We start from the raw sequence: 17,144 nt of genomic DNA, 5'->3' as shown, positions 1-17,144 counted from the left end.
CGCGGCGCGACGCTCAGAAGGTGCCGGGGTAGGCGCCGCCGTCGGCCAGGATGTTCTGGCCCACGATGTAGCCGGCGTGCCGGCTGCACAGGAAGGCGCAGATCGCACCGAACTCGTCCGCGTTGCCGAAGCGCTGCGTGGGGTTCACCTTGCGCCGCGCGTCCATCGCCTGTTCCAGCGTCTGGCCGGACTTGCGCGCCGCCTCTTCCATCGTCTTGCGCAGCCGGTCGGTCTCGAACGGGCCGGGCAGCAGGTTGTTGATGGTGACGTTGCGCGAGGCCAGCTCGCTCACGCGCGCCACGCCGGCGACGAAGCCGGTCAGGCCGCTGCGCGCGCCGTTGGACAGGCCCAGCAGCGACAGCGGCGCCTTCACCGCAGTCGACGTGATGTTGACGATGCGGCCGAAGCCACGCGCCGCCATGCCGTCCACCGTGGCCTTGATCAGCTCGATGGGGGTCAGCATGTTGGCATCGAGCGCGGCCACCCACGCATCGCGGTTCCAGTCGCGGAAGTTGCCGGGCGGCGGGCCGCCAGCGTTGGTCACCACGATGTCGAAGTCCTTGTGCATCGCGAACACCTTGGCGCGGCCTTCCTCGGTGGTGATGTCGGCCGCGACGAGTTCGACTTTCGCGTCCCTGGGCTTTTGCGGATCGGCCTGCAACTTCGCCGCCGCCTCCTGCAGCGCCGGCAGGCCGCGCGCGACGATCACCACGTTGGCGCCCTCGCGCGAGAGCGCCTGCGCGCAACCGAAACCCAGCCCCTTGCTGGCGCCACACACCAGCGCCCACTTGCCCGAAATGCCCAGATCCATGGCGACGTCCTGCAAAGTTTGAAGCGCCGGATGATACGGGCGGCGCTTTTCCCCGCGCTCAGCGGGGGCTGCGGGTGAAGACGTAGATGCCCGCGACCACCAGCACCGTGCCCGCGACGATCCAGCCGGTGAACGGCTCGCCCAGGATGAGCGCGCCCATGGCGATGGTGGACAGCGGCCCGACCATGCCGGTCTGCGTGGTCAGCGCGGGGCCGATGCGCTCGACGGCCATCATCACCAGCAGCACCGGCACGGCGGTGCAGAGCGTCGCGTTCAGCACCGACAGCCACACCACCGCCGGCGCGACCGACAACGCCACGTCGACCGGCCGCAGCAGCAGGAACTGCACGACGCAGCACACGCAGGCCACCGAGGTCGCCAGGCCCACCAGCCGCAGCGCGCCCAGGCGCTTGACCAGCTGCGCGCTGTAGACGAGGTAGACGGCGTAGCTGACGGTGCTGGCGAAGACCAGCGTCGCGCCCCACGCCGTGCCCTCGCCTTCCAGCCCCAGTTCCTGGCCGAACACCAGCAGCACGCCGGCGTAGCTGATGCCCATGCCGCAGAGCTGGGTCCGCGTGAAAGGCTTGCGGTGCAGCAGCCAGCCGAGCAGTAGCACCAGCGTGGGCGTGAGGTAGGTGATCAGGCGCTCGAGCGAGGCCGTGATGTACTGCAGCCCGGCGAAGTCCAGGAAGCTGGCGACGTAGTAGCCGCTGACGCCCAGTCCGATCACGCCGACCCAGTCGCGCCGCTCCAGCGGGGGCTTGCCGCGGCTGGCCCACCAGGCCATGGCCGCGAAGATCGGCAGCGCGAAGAGCATGCGCAGCATGATCAGCGTGACCGCGTCCACGCCGTGCCGGTAGGCCAGCTTGACGATGATGGCCTTGCCGCTGAAGGCGATGGCGCCGCAGACCGCCATCACCAGGCCGGGCATCAGGCGAACGGGGGGAGGAGCGGCGGTGCCGCGGGGAACCTGGGCGTCGCCGGCGGGCTCGGTGCGCGCGGAAGTCATCGGGCGCGATTGTGCGCCGCCAAAAAGCAAACGGCGCCCGAAGGCGCCGTTGCAGTCAGGCCGGGGAAAGGCTCAGGCCTCTTCCTCGTGGAACACGTCCTCGCGCTTGCTCTTGACCGAGGGCAGCAGCACGATGATCAGCAGCAGGAGCGCGGCGGCCAGCAGGCCGGCCGACAGCGGCCGCGTGACGAACACCGACCAGTCGCCACGGGACAGCAGCAGGGCCCGCCGCAGGTTCTCCTCCATCATCGGCCCCAGGATGAAGCCGAGCAGCAGCGGCGCCGGTTCGGCCCCGAGCTTGATGAAGCCGTAGCCGATGATGCCGAACAGCGCCACCATCCAGATGTCCCAGGTGTTGTTGTTCGTGGAGTACACGCCGATGGCACAGAACAGCACGATGGCCGGGAACAGCCAGCGGTAGGGCACGGTGAGCAGCTTGATCCACATGCCGATCAGCGGCAGGTTCAGGATGATCAGCATGGCGTTGCCGATCCACATCGAGGCGATCAGGCCCCAGAACAGCTGCGGGTTGCTGGTCATCACCTGCGGGCCCGGCTGGATGTTGTGGATGGTCATGGCACCGACCATCAGCGCCATCACGGCGTTGGGCGGGATGCCCAGCGTGAGCAGCGGGATGAACGAGGTCTGCGAACCGGCGTTGTTGGCCGACTCGGGCGCGGCCACGCCGCGGATGTTGCCCTTGCCGAACGGCACTTCGCCCGGCTTCAGCTTGGTCTTCTTCTCGATCGTGTAGGCCGCGAAGGCCGACAGCAGCGCGCCGCCGCCCGGCAGGATGCCCAGCATCGAACCCAGTGCCGTGCCCCGCAGGATCGCGGGCGTCATGCGCTTGAAGTCCTCCTTGGTGGGGAACAGGCCCTTGACCGAGTTGGTGAACACCTCGCGCTCGTCGGCGTGCTTGCCCAGGTTGGAGATGATCTCGCCGTAGCCGAACACGCCCATGGCGATGACGATGAAGCCGATGCCGTCGGTGAGTTCCGGGATGTCGAACGAGTAGCGCGCCACGCCGGAGTTGACGTCGGTGCCGATCAGGCCGAGCAGCAGGCCCAGCACGATCATCGCCACCGCCTTGATCAGCGAACCGGACGCCAGCACCACCGCGCCGATCAGGCCCAGGATCATCAGCGAGAAGTATTCGGCCGGGCCGAACTTGAAGGCTACCTCGGTCAGGGGCGCGGCGAAGGCGGCCAGGATCAGCGTGGCCACCGAGCCGGCGAAGAACGAGCCCAGGCCGGCCGCGGCCAGCGCGGGCCCGGCCCTCCCCTGGCGAGCCATCTGGTAGCCGTCGATCACTGTCACCACCGAGGACGACTCCCCTGGCAGGTTGACCAGGATGGCGGTGGTGGAACCGCCGTAGGCCGCGCCGTAGTAGATGCCTGCCAGCATGATCAGGGCCGACACCGGCGGCAGCGCGTAGGTGGCCGGCAGCAGCATCGCGATGGTGGCCACCGGTCCGATGCCGGGCAGCACGCCGATGGCCGTGCCCAGCAGCACGCCGATGAAGCAGTACAGCAGGTTGATCGGCGTGAAGGCGACCCCAAAACCCAGGGCGAGATTGCTCAAGAGATCCATGGTGGGTTTCCTGTCAGCGCGAGATGAAGCTGGGCCAAACCGGGAATTGCAGGTTCAGCAGCACGATGAAAGCGAGGTAGCTGACGATGGCCAGCACGGTGGCGAGCACGAGGACTTCCTTCGTCTTGTGCTCCTCGCCGGCCATGCTGGCGATGAAGGTGAGCGCGTAGATGCCCACGATCAGTCCCAGCGAGGGGATGCCCAGCTTGGGGATGCCGCCCAGGCAGATGCCGAAGACGATGTTGGAGCCGATGATGAACACCAGCGGCTTCCAGGCGATCGCACCGACCTTCTCGCCGTCGACGGTTTCGACCACGAGGGCCTCGAACACCACCACCAGGCCGATGATGGCCAGGAGGATGCCCAGCATCAGCGGGAAGTAGCCGGGGCCCATCCGGGCGCCTTCACCAATCGTGTAGTTGGTTGCTCCCAAGGCGAAGCCGGCGCCCACGATCGTGAACATCAGCCCCGCCAGGAAGTCTTTCTGGCTCTTGATTCTCAAGTCTCTTCTCCTGGAAAAACTGCCAAAGGGTCGGATTGTCCCGACCCCCCGGCCCCCCTCCGTTGTGGATTACACCTATACACAGCTGCTCAGCGGGCGGCCTGCCCGGCCGGGCCGGTCAATCCAGCGGGGGCGTGGCAGTGAGGACTTCCTCGAGCGTGGTGAGTCCTTCGGCCACGCGCAGCGCGCCGGCCAGCCTCAGCGGCCGCATGCCGTCGGCCATGCCCTGGCGCCGCAGCGCTTCCATGGAAGGCTCGCGGGCGACCTTGTCCTTGAACGCCTCGGACACGGTCAGCAGCTCGTACAGCCCCATCCGTCCCATGAAGCCCGTCATGCGGCAGTCGACGCAGCCCACCGGACGGTAGGGACGCCAGCCGCCCGTGAGCTTCCAGGGGCGCACCACTTCCTCGACCGCCTCGCGGCTGCCCGCGCTGTCGGGCTCGCGGCATTGCTTGCACAGCGTGCGCACCAGCCGCTGCGCCAGGACGCCCAGCACGGTGGCGTTGATCAGGTAGGCGGGGACGCCCAGCTCCATCAGCCGCGAGATCGCCGAGGGCGCGTCGTTGGTGTGCAGCGTGGAGAAGACGAGGTGGCCGGTGAGCGCCGCCTGCACGGCCATCTCGGCCGTCTGGATGTCGCGGATCTCGCCGACCATGATGATGTCCGGGTCCTGCCGCATCAGCGCGCGCAGTCCCTCGGAGAAACCGAAGTCCAGCTGGGGCTGCACCTGGGTCTGGTTGAAGGACGGCTCGATCATCTCGATCGGGTCCTCGACCGTGCTGACGTTCACCTCCTCGGTGGCCACGCGCTTGAGCGTGGAGTACAGCGTGGTGGTCTTGCCCGAACCGGTCGGGCCGGTCACCAGGATGATCCCGTGCGGCCGCTTGACCAGCGCTTCCCAGCGCTGCGCGTCGTGCGGGGTGAAGCCCAGCGCGTCCAGGTCCTTGACCGCCGTGTCGGGATCGAAGATGCGCATCACCATCTTCTCGCCGAAGGCCGTCGGCAGCGTCGACAGGCGCATCTCCACCTCGTCGCCGCGCGGGTTGCGGGTCTTGATGCGGCCGTCCTGCGGCCGGCGCTTCTCCACCACGTCCATGCGGCCGAGCAGCTTGATGCGGGCCGTCATGGCGTTGAGCACGCCCATGGGCATCTGGTAGACCGGGTGGAGCACGCCGTCGATGCGAAAGCGGATCACGCCCTGCTCGCGGCGCGGCTCCAGGTGGATGTCGCTGGCGCGCTGGTCGAAGGCGTACTGCCACAGCCAGTCGACCACCTGCACCACGCCCTGGTCGTTGGCGTCCAGCTGCTTGTTGCTGCGGCCCAGCTCCACCAGCTGCTCGAAGCTGGCAGCACCGGCATTGCCGCCGGTGCGCTGGGCCGCGCGCACCGACTTGGCCAGCGCGAAGAACTCGGCCGTGTAGCGGTGGATGTCCTGCGGGTTGGCGATCACGCGCCGCACCGCACGCTTGGCCTGGCGTTCGACTTCGGCCACCCAGTCGGTGGTGAAGGGCTCGGCGGTGGCCACCACCACCTCCGTGCCGGTCACCTGCACCGGCAGCACCCGGTGGCGCTCGGCGTAGGCGGCGCTCATGGCGTCGGCGACGCGGCCCACGTCGACCTTGAGCGGGTCGATGCGCAGGTACTCCATGCCGGCGCGCTGCGCCAGGTACTGGGTGAGCGACTCGATGTCCAGCGGCTTGCCATCGCTGGCCCGCGTCATCGACACGGCGGCCAGGCGCACCAGGGGATGCTGCGAGCTCTCGGCCTGCGAGCAGCGGGCGAACGTGCGGGCGGCTTCCTCGCCCGAGATCACGCCGTCCTCGCTGAGCCACTCGACCATGCGCCGCCAGTCCACCGGCCCCTGGAACGCTGTCCGGGCGGCGGGCTTCGGTCGGGCGCTCGAGCTCATGGCGCCATCATTCCACACTCTTGAGCACGCGCAGCCACTTGTGCGCCGGCAGGTCCCAGCGCGCGAAGACCACGGCGGCGCGCGCCAGCAACTCCCCGCGCGCGGGCTGCTGCGGGGTGCGCAAGGCGATCACGATGGTGTTGCCTTCGCGGGTCGGCCGGAAGGCCCACACCGCGTCCCGGCCGAAGACGGCGCAGATGCGGTCCAGGCTGCGCTCGTAGCTGGAGGAGCGGCCGAACAGGTTGACCGTCATGCAGCCGTCCTCGGTGAGCAGCCTGCGGCAATCGGCGTAGAACTCCTGGCTGTCCAGCACCGGCGCCGCTGCCTCGTGGTCGTACAGGTCCACCTGCAGCGCGTCGACCGAGCCTCGCCAGTGCTCATGCGCGGCGACCTCGGCGGCATCGCCCAGCACCACCGACAACCGGCTGTCGTCGCGCGGCAGCTTGAACCACAGCCGGCAGGCGGCGATCACCTGCGGGTTGAGCTCGATCGCCGTGGTCTTCATGCGCAGCTTGCGGTGGCAGAACTTGGTGAGCGCCGCGGCGCCCAGCCCCAGCTGCATCGCGTGCCGCCGCGCGACCGTGGCCGGGTCCACGAACAGCAGCCACGCCATCATTCGCTGCACGTACTCCAGGTGGATCGAGAACGGATCGTCCAGCCGCATCGAGCCCTGGACCCACTCCGTGCCCAGGTGCAGGTAGCGGATGTCGCCGTGGTCGGAGAAATTGACTTCGGGCAGCGGGGTGGGGGGTGGGGTCACGGCGGGGGATTATCCGGCTGAGTTCGGCTGGTGCTTGGTGGGCCGCGCGGGAACGGTGTGCGGGTGCGGACACGATCAAACCCAGACCTCGCTACTTCTTTGGGCCTCGGCGCGCCCCCACCCTGCCCTCCCCCGCAGGGGGAGGGAAAAGACAAGAGCTCCGGACAGTGGGCATTGGCCAACGAGCAGCGGGTATTGCCCCCTCCCCCTCCGGGGGAGGGCTGGGGTGGGGGCACCCCCGGTGCCCGGTCGGCGACGACCGCTGGGACTTGCCCCGCCGGAACAAACCACTCAGCCGCCCTCGAGCAGCACCCCAAGCTTAGGCAACACCTCAACAGCATTAGCCGTGGTTGCAATCGCAAGCTCCTCCACCGACACCCCCCGCAACCCCGCCACAACCTCCGCGATCCGAACCAGCTCCCCCGGCTCATTCCTTCCCTGCGCCACCCCACCCGCCCGTTCCTCCGCCGTCCGGTAGAGCCACTTCGGCGGAATGTCCGGAGCATCCGTCTCCAGCACCAGCGCACTCAACGGCAACCCCGCCGCAAGCCGCCGCAACTGCAGCGCGCGCTCATGCGTCACCGCCCCGCCAAAGCCGAGCTTGAACCCCAGGCGGATGAATTCGTGCGCCTGCTGCTCGCTGCCGTTGAACGCATGCGCGATGCCCCCCACCGGCAGCTCGCGCAGGTGCCTGAGCAACTTGTCGGCCGAGCGCCGCACGTGCAGCACCACGGGCAACCCATGGCGCCGCGCCAGCCTCAGCTGCTCGCGGTAGAAGAACTCCTGCCGCACCGGGTCGAGCCCGGGGACGAAATGGTCGAGCCCGATCTCGCCGACGGCGACCAGCCGCGGGTCGTCCGCGTGTTCGCCAAGCGCGCGATCCAGGACCGCGAGATCGCCATCGGCAGCCTGCGGCGTGAACAGCGGATGGATGCCCAGTGCATAGCTGTCGCCGCCCCGATGCGCGAGGGCGCGCACCGCATCGAACGCAGCCGTGTGCACCGCCGGGATCACGCAGTGCACCACGCCCGCGCGCCTTGCACGCTCACGCACATCCGTGGCATCGCCAGCGAACTCAGGCGCGTCGAGGTGGCAGTGCGTGTCGACCAGCGAAAGCATCGCGCGGATGATGCCCGATCGCCCCCCGTGAAGCCCCGGCCCGAGCCGTGCAGCGCACGGCAAACCGTGATACCGTGTGCTCTCGCTTTCCGGGGTCATCGACCCCCCCGTTGTGGACAAGGTGATCCGATGCGCAGGCCAGCTCTCTACAGCTCCAGCCGTCCGGCTCCAGCGCAGCAGGCTCGCGCCGCGCAGGAAGCACCCGAGGCGGCGGCACCCACTCCCGAACCCCAACACGCCGCTGCCCGAAAGCGGCGCTTCCATCTCTCCAGCCCAGCCATGATGTGGGCGGCCATCGCGCTGCTCGCCGCGTTGCTGGCCACCAGCCTCACGCTCAACCTGCGGCCGGGCCAACGCCGCATCACGCAGCAGGACATCAACGCCGCGGTGCTCAAGACGCTGGAAACCCAGCAACTGCCCTCCGAATACGCCAAGGCCTACGACAACGTGCGGCCCTCGGTGGTGCGCGTCGTGAGCTTCGTGAAGAAGAGTCGCCTCAAGGATGAGTTCGCGTCCAAGCACGCGCCGCGCACGGCCAAGCCCAAGCCGCTCGGTCCCGCCCAGGGCGGACAGGACAGGGACCCCGTGGTCGCCGAAGACGAAGAGATCGAGGCCGGCGTCGGCACCGGCGTGGTCATCGTCGACAAGGGGATCATCCTGACCAACCTGCACGTGGTCTCGGGCGCCGACCGTATCCAGGTCACGTTCCACGACGGGCTCGAATCGTCGGCCACCATCACCGGCGTGCAGGCCGAGAACGACCTGGCCGTGCTGCAGGCCGCGCGCATCCCCGACGACATGATCGCCGCCACCATGCGCTCCACCGCCGACCTGGCGCCGGGCGACAAGGTGGTCGCGGTGGGCTTCCCGTTCGGCATCGGCCCGTCCGCTTCGGGCGGCGTGGTGTCCGGGCTGAAGCGCTCGTTCCGCTCGCCCGAAGGCAAGCAGGAGATGAGCAACCTCATCCAGTTCGACGCGGCGGCCAATCCCGGCAATTCGGGCGGCCCGCTGGTCACCATGGACGGCGAAGTGGTCGGCATCGTCACCGCCATCCTGAACCCGACGCCCGCGCGGACCTTCCTGGGCATCGGATTTGCAGTGCCCATCGAGAACGCCGCCCAGGCCGCCGGCCTGCCGCCGTTCTGAGCGCGCGCCGCGCACCTCCACGTCCCTTTTCTTCCATCCACCGAGAAAGCCCGCCTCCATGGATTCCACGACGCGCCAGGACACCGCCACCGCCAAGCTCATGGAGCAGATCCTCTACGAGGTCAAGCGCGTCGTGGTCGGACAGGACCGGTTCCTTGAGCGCGTCATGGTGGCCATGCTCGCCCAGGGCCACCTGCTGGTGGAAGGCGTGCCGGGCCTGGCCAAGACGCTCACCGTCAAGACGCTGGCCAGCACGGTGCGCGGGCACTTCAAGCGCATCCAGTTCACGCCCGACCTGGTGCCGGCCGACCTGGTGGGCACGCGCATCTACAACCAGAGGAGCGGCGAGTTCAGCACCTCGCTGGGCCCGGTGTTCACCAACCTGCTGCTGGCCGACGAGATCAACCGCGCCCCGGCCAAGGTGCAGAGCGCGCTGCTCGAGGTGATGCAGGAGCGCCAGGTCACCATCGCCGGCGAGACGCACAAGGTGCCCAGCCCCTTCCTGGTGATGGCCACGCAGAACCCGATCGAGACCGAGGGCACCTACCCGCTGCCGGAGGCGCAGGTCGACCGCTTCATGATGAAGGTGCTGGTCGACTATCCGACCGACGAGGAGGAGTACGTCATCGTCGAGCGGGTCACCGGCCCGGCGGTGGACGTTTCGCCCGTCGCCACCACCGAGCAGCTGGCCGCGCTGCAGCAGGAATGCCGTCGCGTGTACGTCGACCCCTCACTGGTGCAGTACGCGGTGAAGCTGGTGTCGGCCACGCGCAATCCCGAGCGCCACGGCATCAAGGACCTGCGCCGCTTCATCACCTTCGGCGCCAGCCCGCGCGCCACCATCAGCCTGACCGAAGGCGCGCGCGCCCTGGCCATGCTGCGCGGCCGCACTTACGCCCTGCCTGAGGACATGACCGACCTGGTGTCCGATGTGCTGCGGCACCGGCTGGTGCTGTCGTACGAAGCACTGTCCGAGGGCATGAGCGCCGACTCCGTCATCGGCCAGATCATGTCCAGGATCGCCGCGCCCGCCCGCCCGCTCGAGCATGAAAAACTGGCTGCGTAGGACGCCCAAGGCGTCCGAGAACCCCGCGGAGCCGCCGCCCGTGCCGGCGGCCGGGGCCGAGCGCGTGTTGCGCCGCCTCGAGTGGACCGTGATCCGCCGGCTCGACGGCCTGCTGCAGGGCGACTACCGCACGCTGATGCGCGGCGCCGGGCTGGACCTGGCCGACCTGCGCGAGTACCAGCACCAGGACGACGTGCGCCACATCGACTGGAACGTCACCGCCCGCACCGACACGCCGCACGTGCGCGTGTTCACCGAGGACCGCGAGATGGCCGCCTGGTTCCTGATGGACCTGAGCCCGTCGGTGGACTTCGGCTCGGGCGAGCAGCGCAAGCGCAATGTCTCGGCCGAGTTCGTGGCCGTGCTGGCGCGCATGCTCACGCGCCACGGCAACCGCATCGGCGCCCTGCTCTACGGCTCGGGCGTGGACACGGTGATCCCCACGCGCGGCGGCCGCCGGCATGTGCTGCACCTGCTGCACACGCTGCAGGCGCGGCCCACGCCCCAGGAAGGCGCGCCGACGCGGCTGCGCGACCTGCTCGATTCGGCCGCCGGCCTGATCAAGCGCCGCTCCACCGTGTTCGTGGTGTCCGACTTCATCAGCGAGCCGGGCTGGGAGCGCTCGCTCGCGCTGCTGGCCCAGCGCCACGAGGTGGTGGCCGTGCGCGTGCTCGATCCGCTCGAGCTGCATTTGCCCGACCTGGGCCTGCTGACCCTGCGCGATGCCGAGACCGGCGAGCAGCTGCTGGTGGACACGCACGATGCAGGATTCCGCAAGCGCTTCGCGCGCATCGCGGCCCAGCGCGAGGCCGAGCTGCGCCAGGCCCTGGTGCTGGCCGGCGTCGACGCGCTGGAGCTTTCCACCGACGCCGACCTGGTCGACGCCGTGATCCGCTTCACCGAGATGCGCAAGCGCCGCACCCGCCTCGCGGCCGGCGGCGGCATGCCGGCGCACCTCAAACAAGCCGCCTGATGAACACGCCCACCCCCGAAGCGGCCTGCGGCCGCCTCCCCCTCAAGGGGGCGCCACCAGCGGCCCGGCAAAGCCGGTTCCGCGGTGACCGCTTGCTTGTCCAGGTTGCTCACGCGCCGTGCCCGACGCGAACTCCGTTTGGCGAATGACGGGAGGTCCGATGCATTTCCTCTGGCCCGAATTCCTCTGGCTGCTGCTGGCTCTGCCGCTGCTGGTGGTGCTCTACGTCTGGCTGCTGCGCCGCAAGAAGAAGATGGCGGTGCGCTACGCGTCGCTGTCCATCGTCAAGGAGGCCATGGGCCCGGGGCAGAGCATCAAGCGCCACATCCCGCCGGCGCTGTTCCTGCTGGCCATGCTGGCGATGCTGCTGGCCGCCGCGCGGCCGCAGGCGGTGGTCACGCTGCCGTCCAACCAGCAGACCATCATCCTGGCCATGGACGTGTCGGGCAGCATGCGCGCCACCGACGTGCAGCCCAACCGGCTGGTGGCCGCGCAGAACGCCGCCAAGTCCTTCATCTCCGAGCTGCCGCGCCACGTGAAGGTGGGCATCGTGGCCTTCGCCGGCTCGGCCCAGGTGGCCCAGCTGCCCACGGTCAACCGCGACGACCTGGTCACCGCCATCGACCGCTTCCAGCTGCAGCGCGCCACCGCCACCGGCAATGCCATCGTCATCTCGCTGGCCACGCTGTTTCCCGACCAGGGCATCGAGCTGGCCGCGATGCAGGGCAGCGGACGCGACCGGCAGCGCGGCTTCGCCATCGACGGCGAGAAGAAGGAGAAGAAGGACTTCCAGCCGGTGGCGCCGGGGTCGTACAGCTCGGCCGCCATCATCATGCTCACCGACGGCCAGCGCACCACCGGCGTCGACCCGCTGGAGGCGGCCAAGATCGCGGCCGACCGCGGCGTTCGGGTCTACACCGTGGGCATCGGCACCGTGGATGGCGAGACCATCGGCTTCGAGGGCTGGTCCATGCGCGTGCGGCTGGACGAGGAGACGCTCAAGGCCATCGCCCAGAAGACGCAGGCCGAGTACTTCTACGCGGGCACCGCGCAGGACCTCAAGAAGGTCTACGAGACGCTCAGCTCCAAGCTGACCGTGGAGAAGAAGGAGACCGAGATCTCGGCCCTGATGGCCATGGCCGCGGCGGTGCTGGCGCTGCTGTCGGCGGGGCTGTCGCTGCTGTGGTTCAACAGGATTCTTTGAGCCTCCGCTGCCTGCTCTAGCCGAGCTTGCCCGACACCAGCCGCAGCTGCCTTCCGCACCGCGCCGCCAGCGCCTCGTCGTGCGTGACCAGCACGAAAGCGGTCCCGCGCTCATGCGCCAGGTGCAGCATCAGGTCGAACACCGTATCGGCGGTCACGCGGTCGAGGTTGCCGGTGGGCTCGTCGGCCAGCACGCAGTCGGGCCGCGTCACCAGCGCTCGAGCGATCGCGACCCGCTGGCGTTCGCCGCCGGAGAGTTCGGCCGGGCGATGGTGCAGGCGATGGCCCAGGCCCACGGACTCCAGGGCCTCGGTCGCCGCGGCCGCGCAGGCCTCGTGCGTCTCGCGGCGGATACGCAGCGGCATGCCGACGTTGTCCAGCGCGCTGAACTCGGGCAGCAGGTGGTGGAACTGGTAGACGAAGCCCAGGTGCTGGTTGCGCAGCTCGCCCTGCCGGGCCGCGCCCAGCGAAGCCAGCGCATGGCCGGCCAACTGCACCGCGCCGGCGGTGGGCTCGTCCAGCCCGCCCAGCAGGTGCAGCAGCGTGCTCTTGCCCGAGCCCGAAGCGCCCACGATGGCCACCGTCTCGCCCGCCTGCACCTCCAGGTCGACGCCGCGCAGCACCTCCACGTCCAGCCCGCCTTCGGTGAAGCGCTTGGCAAGTCCGCGCGCCTTCAACACCGGCGTGAGGTCCTCATTCATAGCGCAGCGCCTCGGCGGGGTTGACGCGGCTGGCGCGCCAGCTGGGGTACAGCGTGGCCACGAAGGCCAGCACCAGCGAGATCACCGCGATGGGCATGATGTCGCCGCTCTGCGGGTCGCTGGGCATGCGGCTGATCAGGTAGATGTCGCGCGGCAGGAAGCTCGCGCCCAGCGCGGTCTCCAGTGCCGGCACGATGACGTCGATGTTGAAGGCGATGGCCAGCCCGAGCAGAAGGCCGGCCAGCGTGCCGATCACGCCCACGGTGGCGCCCTGCACGACGAAGATGCCCATGATGCTGCGCGGGCTGGCGCCCAGCGTGCGCAGGATGGCGATGTCGGCGCGCTTGTCGGTGACGGTCATCACCAGCGTGCTCACCAGGTTGAAGGCGGCCACCGCGACGATCAGTGTGAGGATGATGAACATCATCCGCTTCTCCAGCTGCACGGCCGCGAACCAGGTGCGGTTCTGGCGCGTCCAGTCGCGCACCACCACCGGGCCGGTGAGGATGCTGGACGCCAGCTGCGCCGCCACCTCGCGCGCCTGGTGCAGGTCCTCGAGCTTGAGCCGCAGGCCGGTGGGGCCTTCCAGCCGGAACAGCCGCGCCGCGTCCTCGAGGTGCATCAGCACCAGGCCGCTGTCGTACTCGTAATGGCCGGAATCGAAGGTGCCCACCACGGTCATCTGCTTCAGGCGCGGCACGATGCCCGCGGGCGTCACCTGCCCGCCGGGGGCGATCAGGGTCACCGGGTCGCCGTCCTGCACGCCGAGCGAACGGGCCAGCTCCGCGCCCAGCACGACACCGAACTCGCCCGGCACCAGCCGCTGCAGCACGCCGGCCTTCATGGTTCGCGCCAGGTCGGTCACCTGCGGCTCGCGCGCGGGCTCGATGCCGCGCACCAGCGCGCCGCGCATGTCCTCGCCGCGCGCGATCAGCGCCTGCGCCGCGACGAAGGGTGCGGCGCCCTTGACCTGCGGGTGGCTGCTCGCCTCGCGCAGGGTGCGCTCCAAGTCCGGCAGCACGCCGCCGCCGGGGCCGTACACCTCGATGTGCGACACCACGCCCAGCATGCGGTCGCGCACTTCCTTCTGGAAGCCGTTCATCACCGACAGCACGATGATCAGCGCCGCCACGCCCAGCGCGATGCCGAGCATGGAGACGCCGGAGATGAAGGAGATGAAGCCGTTGCGGCGGGTCGCGCGCCCGGCCCGGGTGTAGCGCCAACCCAGCACCAGTTCGTAGGGAAGCCGCATGGTCGTGAAATCGGTTTTGGCCGCGATTGTGGCATCCACGACAATCCCGGGGATGTCGGACGGTGCCCACTTGTTGATCCCCTTCGCCGCGAGCGGGGAACCGGGCTGCCGCGAGACCCTGGAAGGCCTGTCGCTGCCGCACCTGGAGCGGCTCCTGGCGCGGCTCGCGCCGGCCGAAGCGGACGCGGGCGACGAGCACTCGCTGTCGATGCCGCACGAACGCGCGGTGGCCCGCGAATGCGGCATGGCCGCGCCCGACGGCCTGCTGCCCTTCGCCGCCTGGGAGATGCGGCGCGCCGGCCGCGATCCCGGCGCCGCGCCCCGGGCCTGGGTCACGCCCTGCCACTGGCGCGTGGGCACCGGCCACGTCTTCATGCTGCACCCGCAGGAGCTGCAGCTGGATGCGCAGGAATCGCAGGCGCTGCTGGCCGCGATGCAGCCCTACTTCGAACAGGACGGCCTGCGCCTGGCCTACGAGGCGCCCACCCGCTGGCTGGCCGAGGGCGACCTGTTCGGCCGGCTGCCTTGCGCCTCGCTGGACCGGGTGGTGGGCCGCGTGATCGACCCGTGGATGCCCAAGGGCGACTCGGGCAAGCCGCTGCGCCGCCTGCAGCAGGAGATGCAGATGCTGCTCTACACCCACCCGGTGAACGAGGAGCGCAGCCGCGGCGGACAGTTGCCGGTCAACTCCTTCTGGGTGAGCGGCAATGGCGCCCTGCCCGCCGACGCGGCGCCGCCTTCCGGCCTGCGCCTGGCCAACTCGCTGCGCGACGCGGCGCTGCTGCGCGACTGGCGCGCCTGGGCCTCGGCCTGGCAGCAACTCGATGGCGGCGAATGCGCGCGGCTGGCCAAGGCCCTCGACGAGGGCCAGCCGGTCGCCATCACCCTCTGCGGCGACCGCCGCTCGCGAACCTGGCGCAGCGCCGGGGGCGAGTGGCGCCGGCGCCTGGCTTCCGTTTTTTCACGCCGGCGGTCCATCGACCTGCTGGCCGACCTATGAAGATCCTCCTTCGCGACGTTCCGCCCCGTGCGGCCTGGACCCTGGAACAGGCCGGCATCCATCCCCTGCTGGCCCGCCTGTACGCCGCCCGCGGCGTGGTGGGGCGCGACGAACTGGACGACGGCCTGCAGCGCCTGCTGCCGCCCGGCGGCCTCAAGGGCGCGCAGGAGGCCGCCGTGCTGCTGGCCGACGCCATCGCGGCGCAGCGGCGCCTGTGCATCGTGGCCGACTACGACTGCGACGGCGCCACCGCCTGCGCGGTGGGCCTGCGCGGCCTGCGCCTGCTCGGCGCCCGCAACGTCGACTACCTGGTGCCCGACCGCGTCGCCGACGGCTACGGGCTCACGCCTTCGATCGCGCAGCGCGTGAAGGACACCGGCGCCGACATGCTGATCACGGTGGACAACGGCATCGCCAGCGTGGACGGCGTGGCCGCCGCCAACGCACTCGGCCTGCAGGTGCTGGTGACCGACCACCACCTGCCGGGCCCGCAACTGCCCGACGCCGCGGTCATCGTGAACCCCAACCAGCCCGGCTGCGCCTTCGAGAGCAAGTCCATTGCCGGCGTCGGCGTGATGTTCTACGTTCTGCTCGCGCTGCGCGCCGAGCTGCGCTCGCGCGGCGCGTTCGATGCGGCGTCGCAGCCGAAGCTCGACGCGCTGCTGCCACTCGTGGCCTTGGGTACGGTCGCCGACGTGGTGAAGCTGGATCCCAACAACCGCCGCCTTGTGGCGCAGGGCCTGCGCCGCGTCCGCGCCGGCGCCCTGCCCTGCGGCCTGGCGGCCCTGTTCAGCGCCGCCGGCCGCAAGTCGCAGGTGGCCACCACCTTCGATTTCGGCTTCGCGCTGGGCCCCCGCATCAACGCCGCCGGCCGGCTGGCCGACATGCGCCTGGGCATCGAATGCCTGCTCACCGACGACGCCGCGCGCGGCACCGAACTGGCGGCCACGCTGGACGGCATCAACCGCGAACGCCAGGGCCTGGAGGGCGAGATGCGCGAGCAGGCGCTGGAGATCGCCGAGGCCCTGTTCGAGGAAGGCGAAGAGCCGCCGCCGGCGCTGTGCGTGTTCGATCCGGACTTCCACGAGGGCGTCGTCGGCATCGTGGCCTCGCGCCTGAAGGACCGCTTCCACCGGCCCACCTTCGTCTTCGCCGCCAGCCAGGCGCCGGGACGCGAGCACGAGCTCAAGGGTTCGGGCCGCTCCATCCCCGGCTTCCACCTGCGCGACGCGCTCGACCTGGTGGCCAAGCGCCACCCCGGCGTGCTGCTGCGCTTCGGCGGCCATGCCATGGCGGCCGGCTGCACGATCGCGGAAGAGCATCTCGACACCTTCGAGCAGGCGCTGGCTGCCGTGGCGCAGGAATGGCTGGATGCGGCGACGCTGATGCGCCGGCTGCACACCGACGGGCCGCTCGCGCCGGAATACCGCCGCCCCGAGCTGGTGGACACGCTGCACGAGCAGGTGTGGGGCCAGGGCTTCGCGCCCCCAGTCTTCAGCGAGGAGATGGAGGTGCTGTCGCAGCGGCTGGTGGGCGAACGCCACCTGGCCGTGAAGCTGCGCCACCAGGGCCAGCCGGTGGACGGCATCTGGTTCGGCCGCACCGACCCGTTGCCGGCGAAGGCGCGCATCGCCTTCCGCCTGGAGGCCGATGAATGGCAGGGGACGCGGCGGGTGCGGTTCCTGATCGAGGGGATGGAGACGGCCTAGGAGCCGCGCAGGCTCAGTGGCGGTGGCTCCAGCCGTGGGCGTCGTCGAAGTAGGCGAACAGCCGCACCGCGGTGCGCCGCAGTTCCTCGTCGGCCACGGTCTGGGCCCGCGCCAGCTGCCACATGGCGTACTCGCGGTCGCCCAGCATCATGGAAGAGCTCACGCAGCGGCCGTGGCCCGCCATCAGCAGCGTGAAGGTGGCCAGCAACTCCGTCGGACAGTAGCGACCGGAGGACTTCGGCAGGTCGAAATCGTCGCAGGCCTCCATCGAGGTTGCCTCCTCGGCCCGGTTGTCTTCGATCACCGGATCGGCGAATTCGGCGGTGTTCATGGCGCGCTCCCCAGGATTTTGTCTGCTCAAAGAATAGGCAACGCGCCGGGCCCAGCCCGTCGG

Annotated in this window: 16 protein-coding genes; 6 read left to right on the top strand and 10 right to left on the bottom strand. The window is 70.0% G+C overall.

The features are described 5' to 3' along the window. Nucleotides 1–13 precede the first annotated feature (13 nt). The 7 genes from ASG30_RS17465 to ASG30_RS17435 all read right to left on the bottom strand — a co-directional run bounded on the left by ASG30_RS17465 (nucleotide 14) and on the right by ASG30_RS17435 (nucleotide 7,700). A complete protein-coding gene (locus ASG30_RS17465; protein ID WP_055899611.1) occupies nucleotides 14–811 on the bottom strand; it encodes an SDR family oxidoreductase in 798 nt (265 codons plus the stop codon). A gap of 58 nt (nucleotides 812–869) precedes the next feature. After that, nucleotides 870–1,742, bottom strand: coding sequence for a DMT family transporter (locus ASG30_RS17460; protein ID WP_235579838.1), 873 nt, complete (start codon nucleotides 1,740–1,742; stop codon nucleotides 870–872). A gap of 150 nt (nucleotides 1,743–1,892) precedes the next feature. Continuing rightward, nucleotides 1,893–3,410 (bottom strand): tripartite tricarboxylate transporter permease, encoded by a 1,518-nt coding sequence (locus ASG30_RS17455; protein WP_055899605.1) that lies wholly within the window; start codon nucleotides 3,408–3,410, stop codon nucleotides 1,893–1,895. 13 nt (nucleotides 3,411–3,423) lie between these two features. Continuing rightward, a complete protein-coding gene (locus tag ASG30_RS17450) occupies nucleotides 3,424–3,912 on the bottom strand; it encodes a tripartite tricarboxylate transporter TctB family protein (protein ID WP_055899602.1) in 489 nt (162 codons plus the stop codon). A 118-nt stretch (nucleotides 3,913–4,030) separates the two neighbouring features. After that, nucleotides 4,031–5,821: a GspE/PulE family protein gene (locus ASG30_RS17445; RefSeq protein ID WP_055899599.1), complete on the bottom strand. Its 1,791-nt coding sequence runs from the start codon at nucleotides 5,819–5,821 to the stop codon at nucleotides 4,031–4,033. 7 nt (nucleotides 5,822–5,828) lie between these two features. After that, nucleotides 5,829–6,581, bottom strand: a complete 753-nt coding sequence (locus ASG30_RS17440) for a spermidine synthase (RefSeq protein ID WP_055899596.1) — start codon at nucleotides 6,579–6,581, stop codon at nucleotides 5,829–5,831. Nucleotides 6,582–6,872: 291 nt separating this feature from the next. Continuing rightward, on the bottom strand, nucleotides 6,873–7,700 hold the full coding sequence (locus tag ASG30_RS17435) for a TatD family hydrolase (protein ID WP_200947319.1): 828 nt from the start codon (nucleotides 7,698–7,700) through the stop codon (nucleotides 6,873–6,875). Nucleotides 7,701–7,829: 129 nt separating this feature from the next. Between ASG30_RS17435 and ASG30_RS17430 the strand changes: the two genes are divergently transcribed. From ASG30_RS17430 to ASG30_RS17415, 4 genes are all read left to right on the top strand, one after another. Beyond that, nucleotides 7,830–8,846, top strand: coding sequence for a S1C family serine protease (locus ASG30_RS17430; protein WP_055899593.1), 1,017 nt, complete (start codon nucleotides 7,830–7,832; stop codon nucleotides 8,844–8,846). A 58-nt stretch (nucleotides 8,847–8,904) separates the two neighbouring features. Then, nucleotides 8,905–9,912 carry an AAA family ATPase gene (locus ASG30_RS17425; protein ID WP_055899590.1) on the top strand — a complete coding sequence of 336 codons (1,008 nt, stop codon included), beginning with the start codon at nucleotides 8,905–8,907 and terminating at the stop codon, nucleotides 9,910–9,912. Next, nucleotides 9,893–10,885 carry a DUF58 domain-containing protein gene (locus ASG30_RS17420; protein WP_055899586.1) on the top strand — a complete coding sequence of 331 codons (993 nt, stop codon included), beginning with the start codon at nucleotides 9,893–9,895 and terminating at the stop codon, nucleotides 10,883–10,885. The genes ASG30_RS17425 and ASG30_RS17420 overlap by 20 nt, the downstream gene beginning before the upstream one ends. A gap of 160 nt (nucleotides 10,886–11,045) precedes the next feature. Further along, nucleotides 11,046–12,089: a VWA domain-containing protein gene (locus tag ASG30_RS17415; protein ID WP_055899583.1), complete on the top strand. Its 1,044-nt coding sequence runs from the start codon at nucleotides 11,046–11,048 to the stop codon at nucleotides 12,087–12,089. A gap of 16 nt (nucleotides 12,090–12,105) precedes the next feature. On the opposite strand, the gene lolD is transcribed toward ASG30_RS17415, so the two are convergent. Both lolD and ASG30_RS17405 read right to left on the bottom strand, forming a co-directional pair. Beyond that, nucleotides 12,106–12,789, bottom strand: a complete 684-nt coding sequence (gene lolD / locus ASG30_RS17410) for a lipoprotein-releasing ABC transporter ATP-binding protein LolD (protein WP_055899580.1) — start codon at nucleotides 12,787–12,789, stop codon at nucleotides 12,106–12,108. Then, nucleotides 12,782–14,041, bottom strand: a complete 1,260-nt coding sequence (locus ASG30_RS17405; protein WP_055900178.1) for a lipoprotein-releasing ABC transporter permease subunit — start codon at nucleotides 14,039–14,041, stop codon at nucleotides 12,782–12,784. Before ASG30_RS17405 ends, lolD begins: the two co-directional genes overlap by 8 nt. A 52-nt stretch (nucleotides 14,042–14,093) precedes the next feature. Here ASG30_RS17405 and ASG30_RS17400 point away from each other — a divergent pair, with 52 nt between their 5' ends. Beyond that, a complete protein-coding gene (locus ASG30_RS17400) occupies nucleotides 14,094–15,041 on the top strand; it encodes a hypothetical protein (protein ID WP_055899577.1) in 948 nt (315 codons plus the stop codon). Next, a complete protein-coding gene (recJ, locus tag ASG30_RS17395; protein ID WP_055899574.1) occupies nucleotides 15,038–16,750 on the top strand; it encodes a single-stranded-DNA-specific exonuclease RecJ in 1,713 nt (570 codons plus the stop codon). The genes ASG30_RS17400 and recJ overlap by 4 nt, the downstream gene beginning before the upstream one ends. A gap of 13 nt (nucleotides 16,751–16,763) precedes the next feature. Here recJ and ASG30_RS17390 read toward each other — a convergent pair whose 3' ends face one another. Beyond that, nucleotides 16,764–17,081 (bottom strand): hypothetical protein, encoded by a 318-nt coding sequence (locus ASG30_RS17390; RefSeq protein ID WP_055899571.1) that lies wholly within the window; start codon nucleotides 17,079–17,081, stop codon nucleotides 16,764–16,766. Between the last annotated feature and the right edge of the window lie 63 nt (nucleotides 17,082–17,144).

It is taken from the genome of Ramlibacter sp. Leaf400, assembly GCF_001424545.1.
Classification (GTDB): Bacteria; Pseudomonadota; Gammaproteobacteria; order Burkholderiales; family Burkholderiaceae_C; genus Ramlibacter.
The sequence above is the reverse complement of the archived record's forward strand: the minus strand, read 5'-3'. Positions and strand labels throughout refer to the sequence as shown.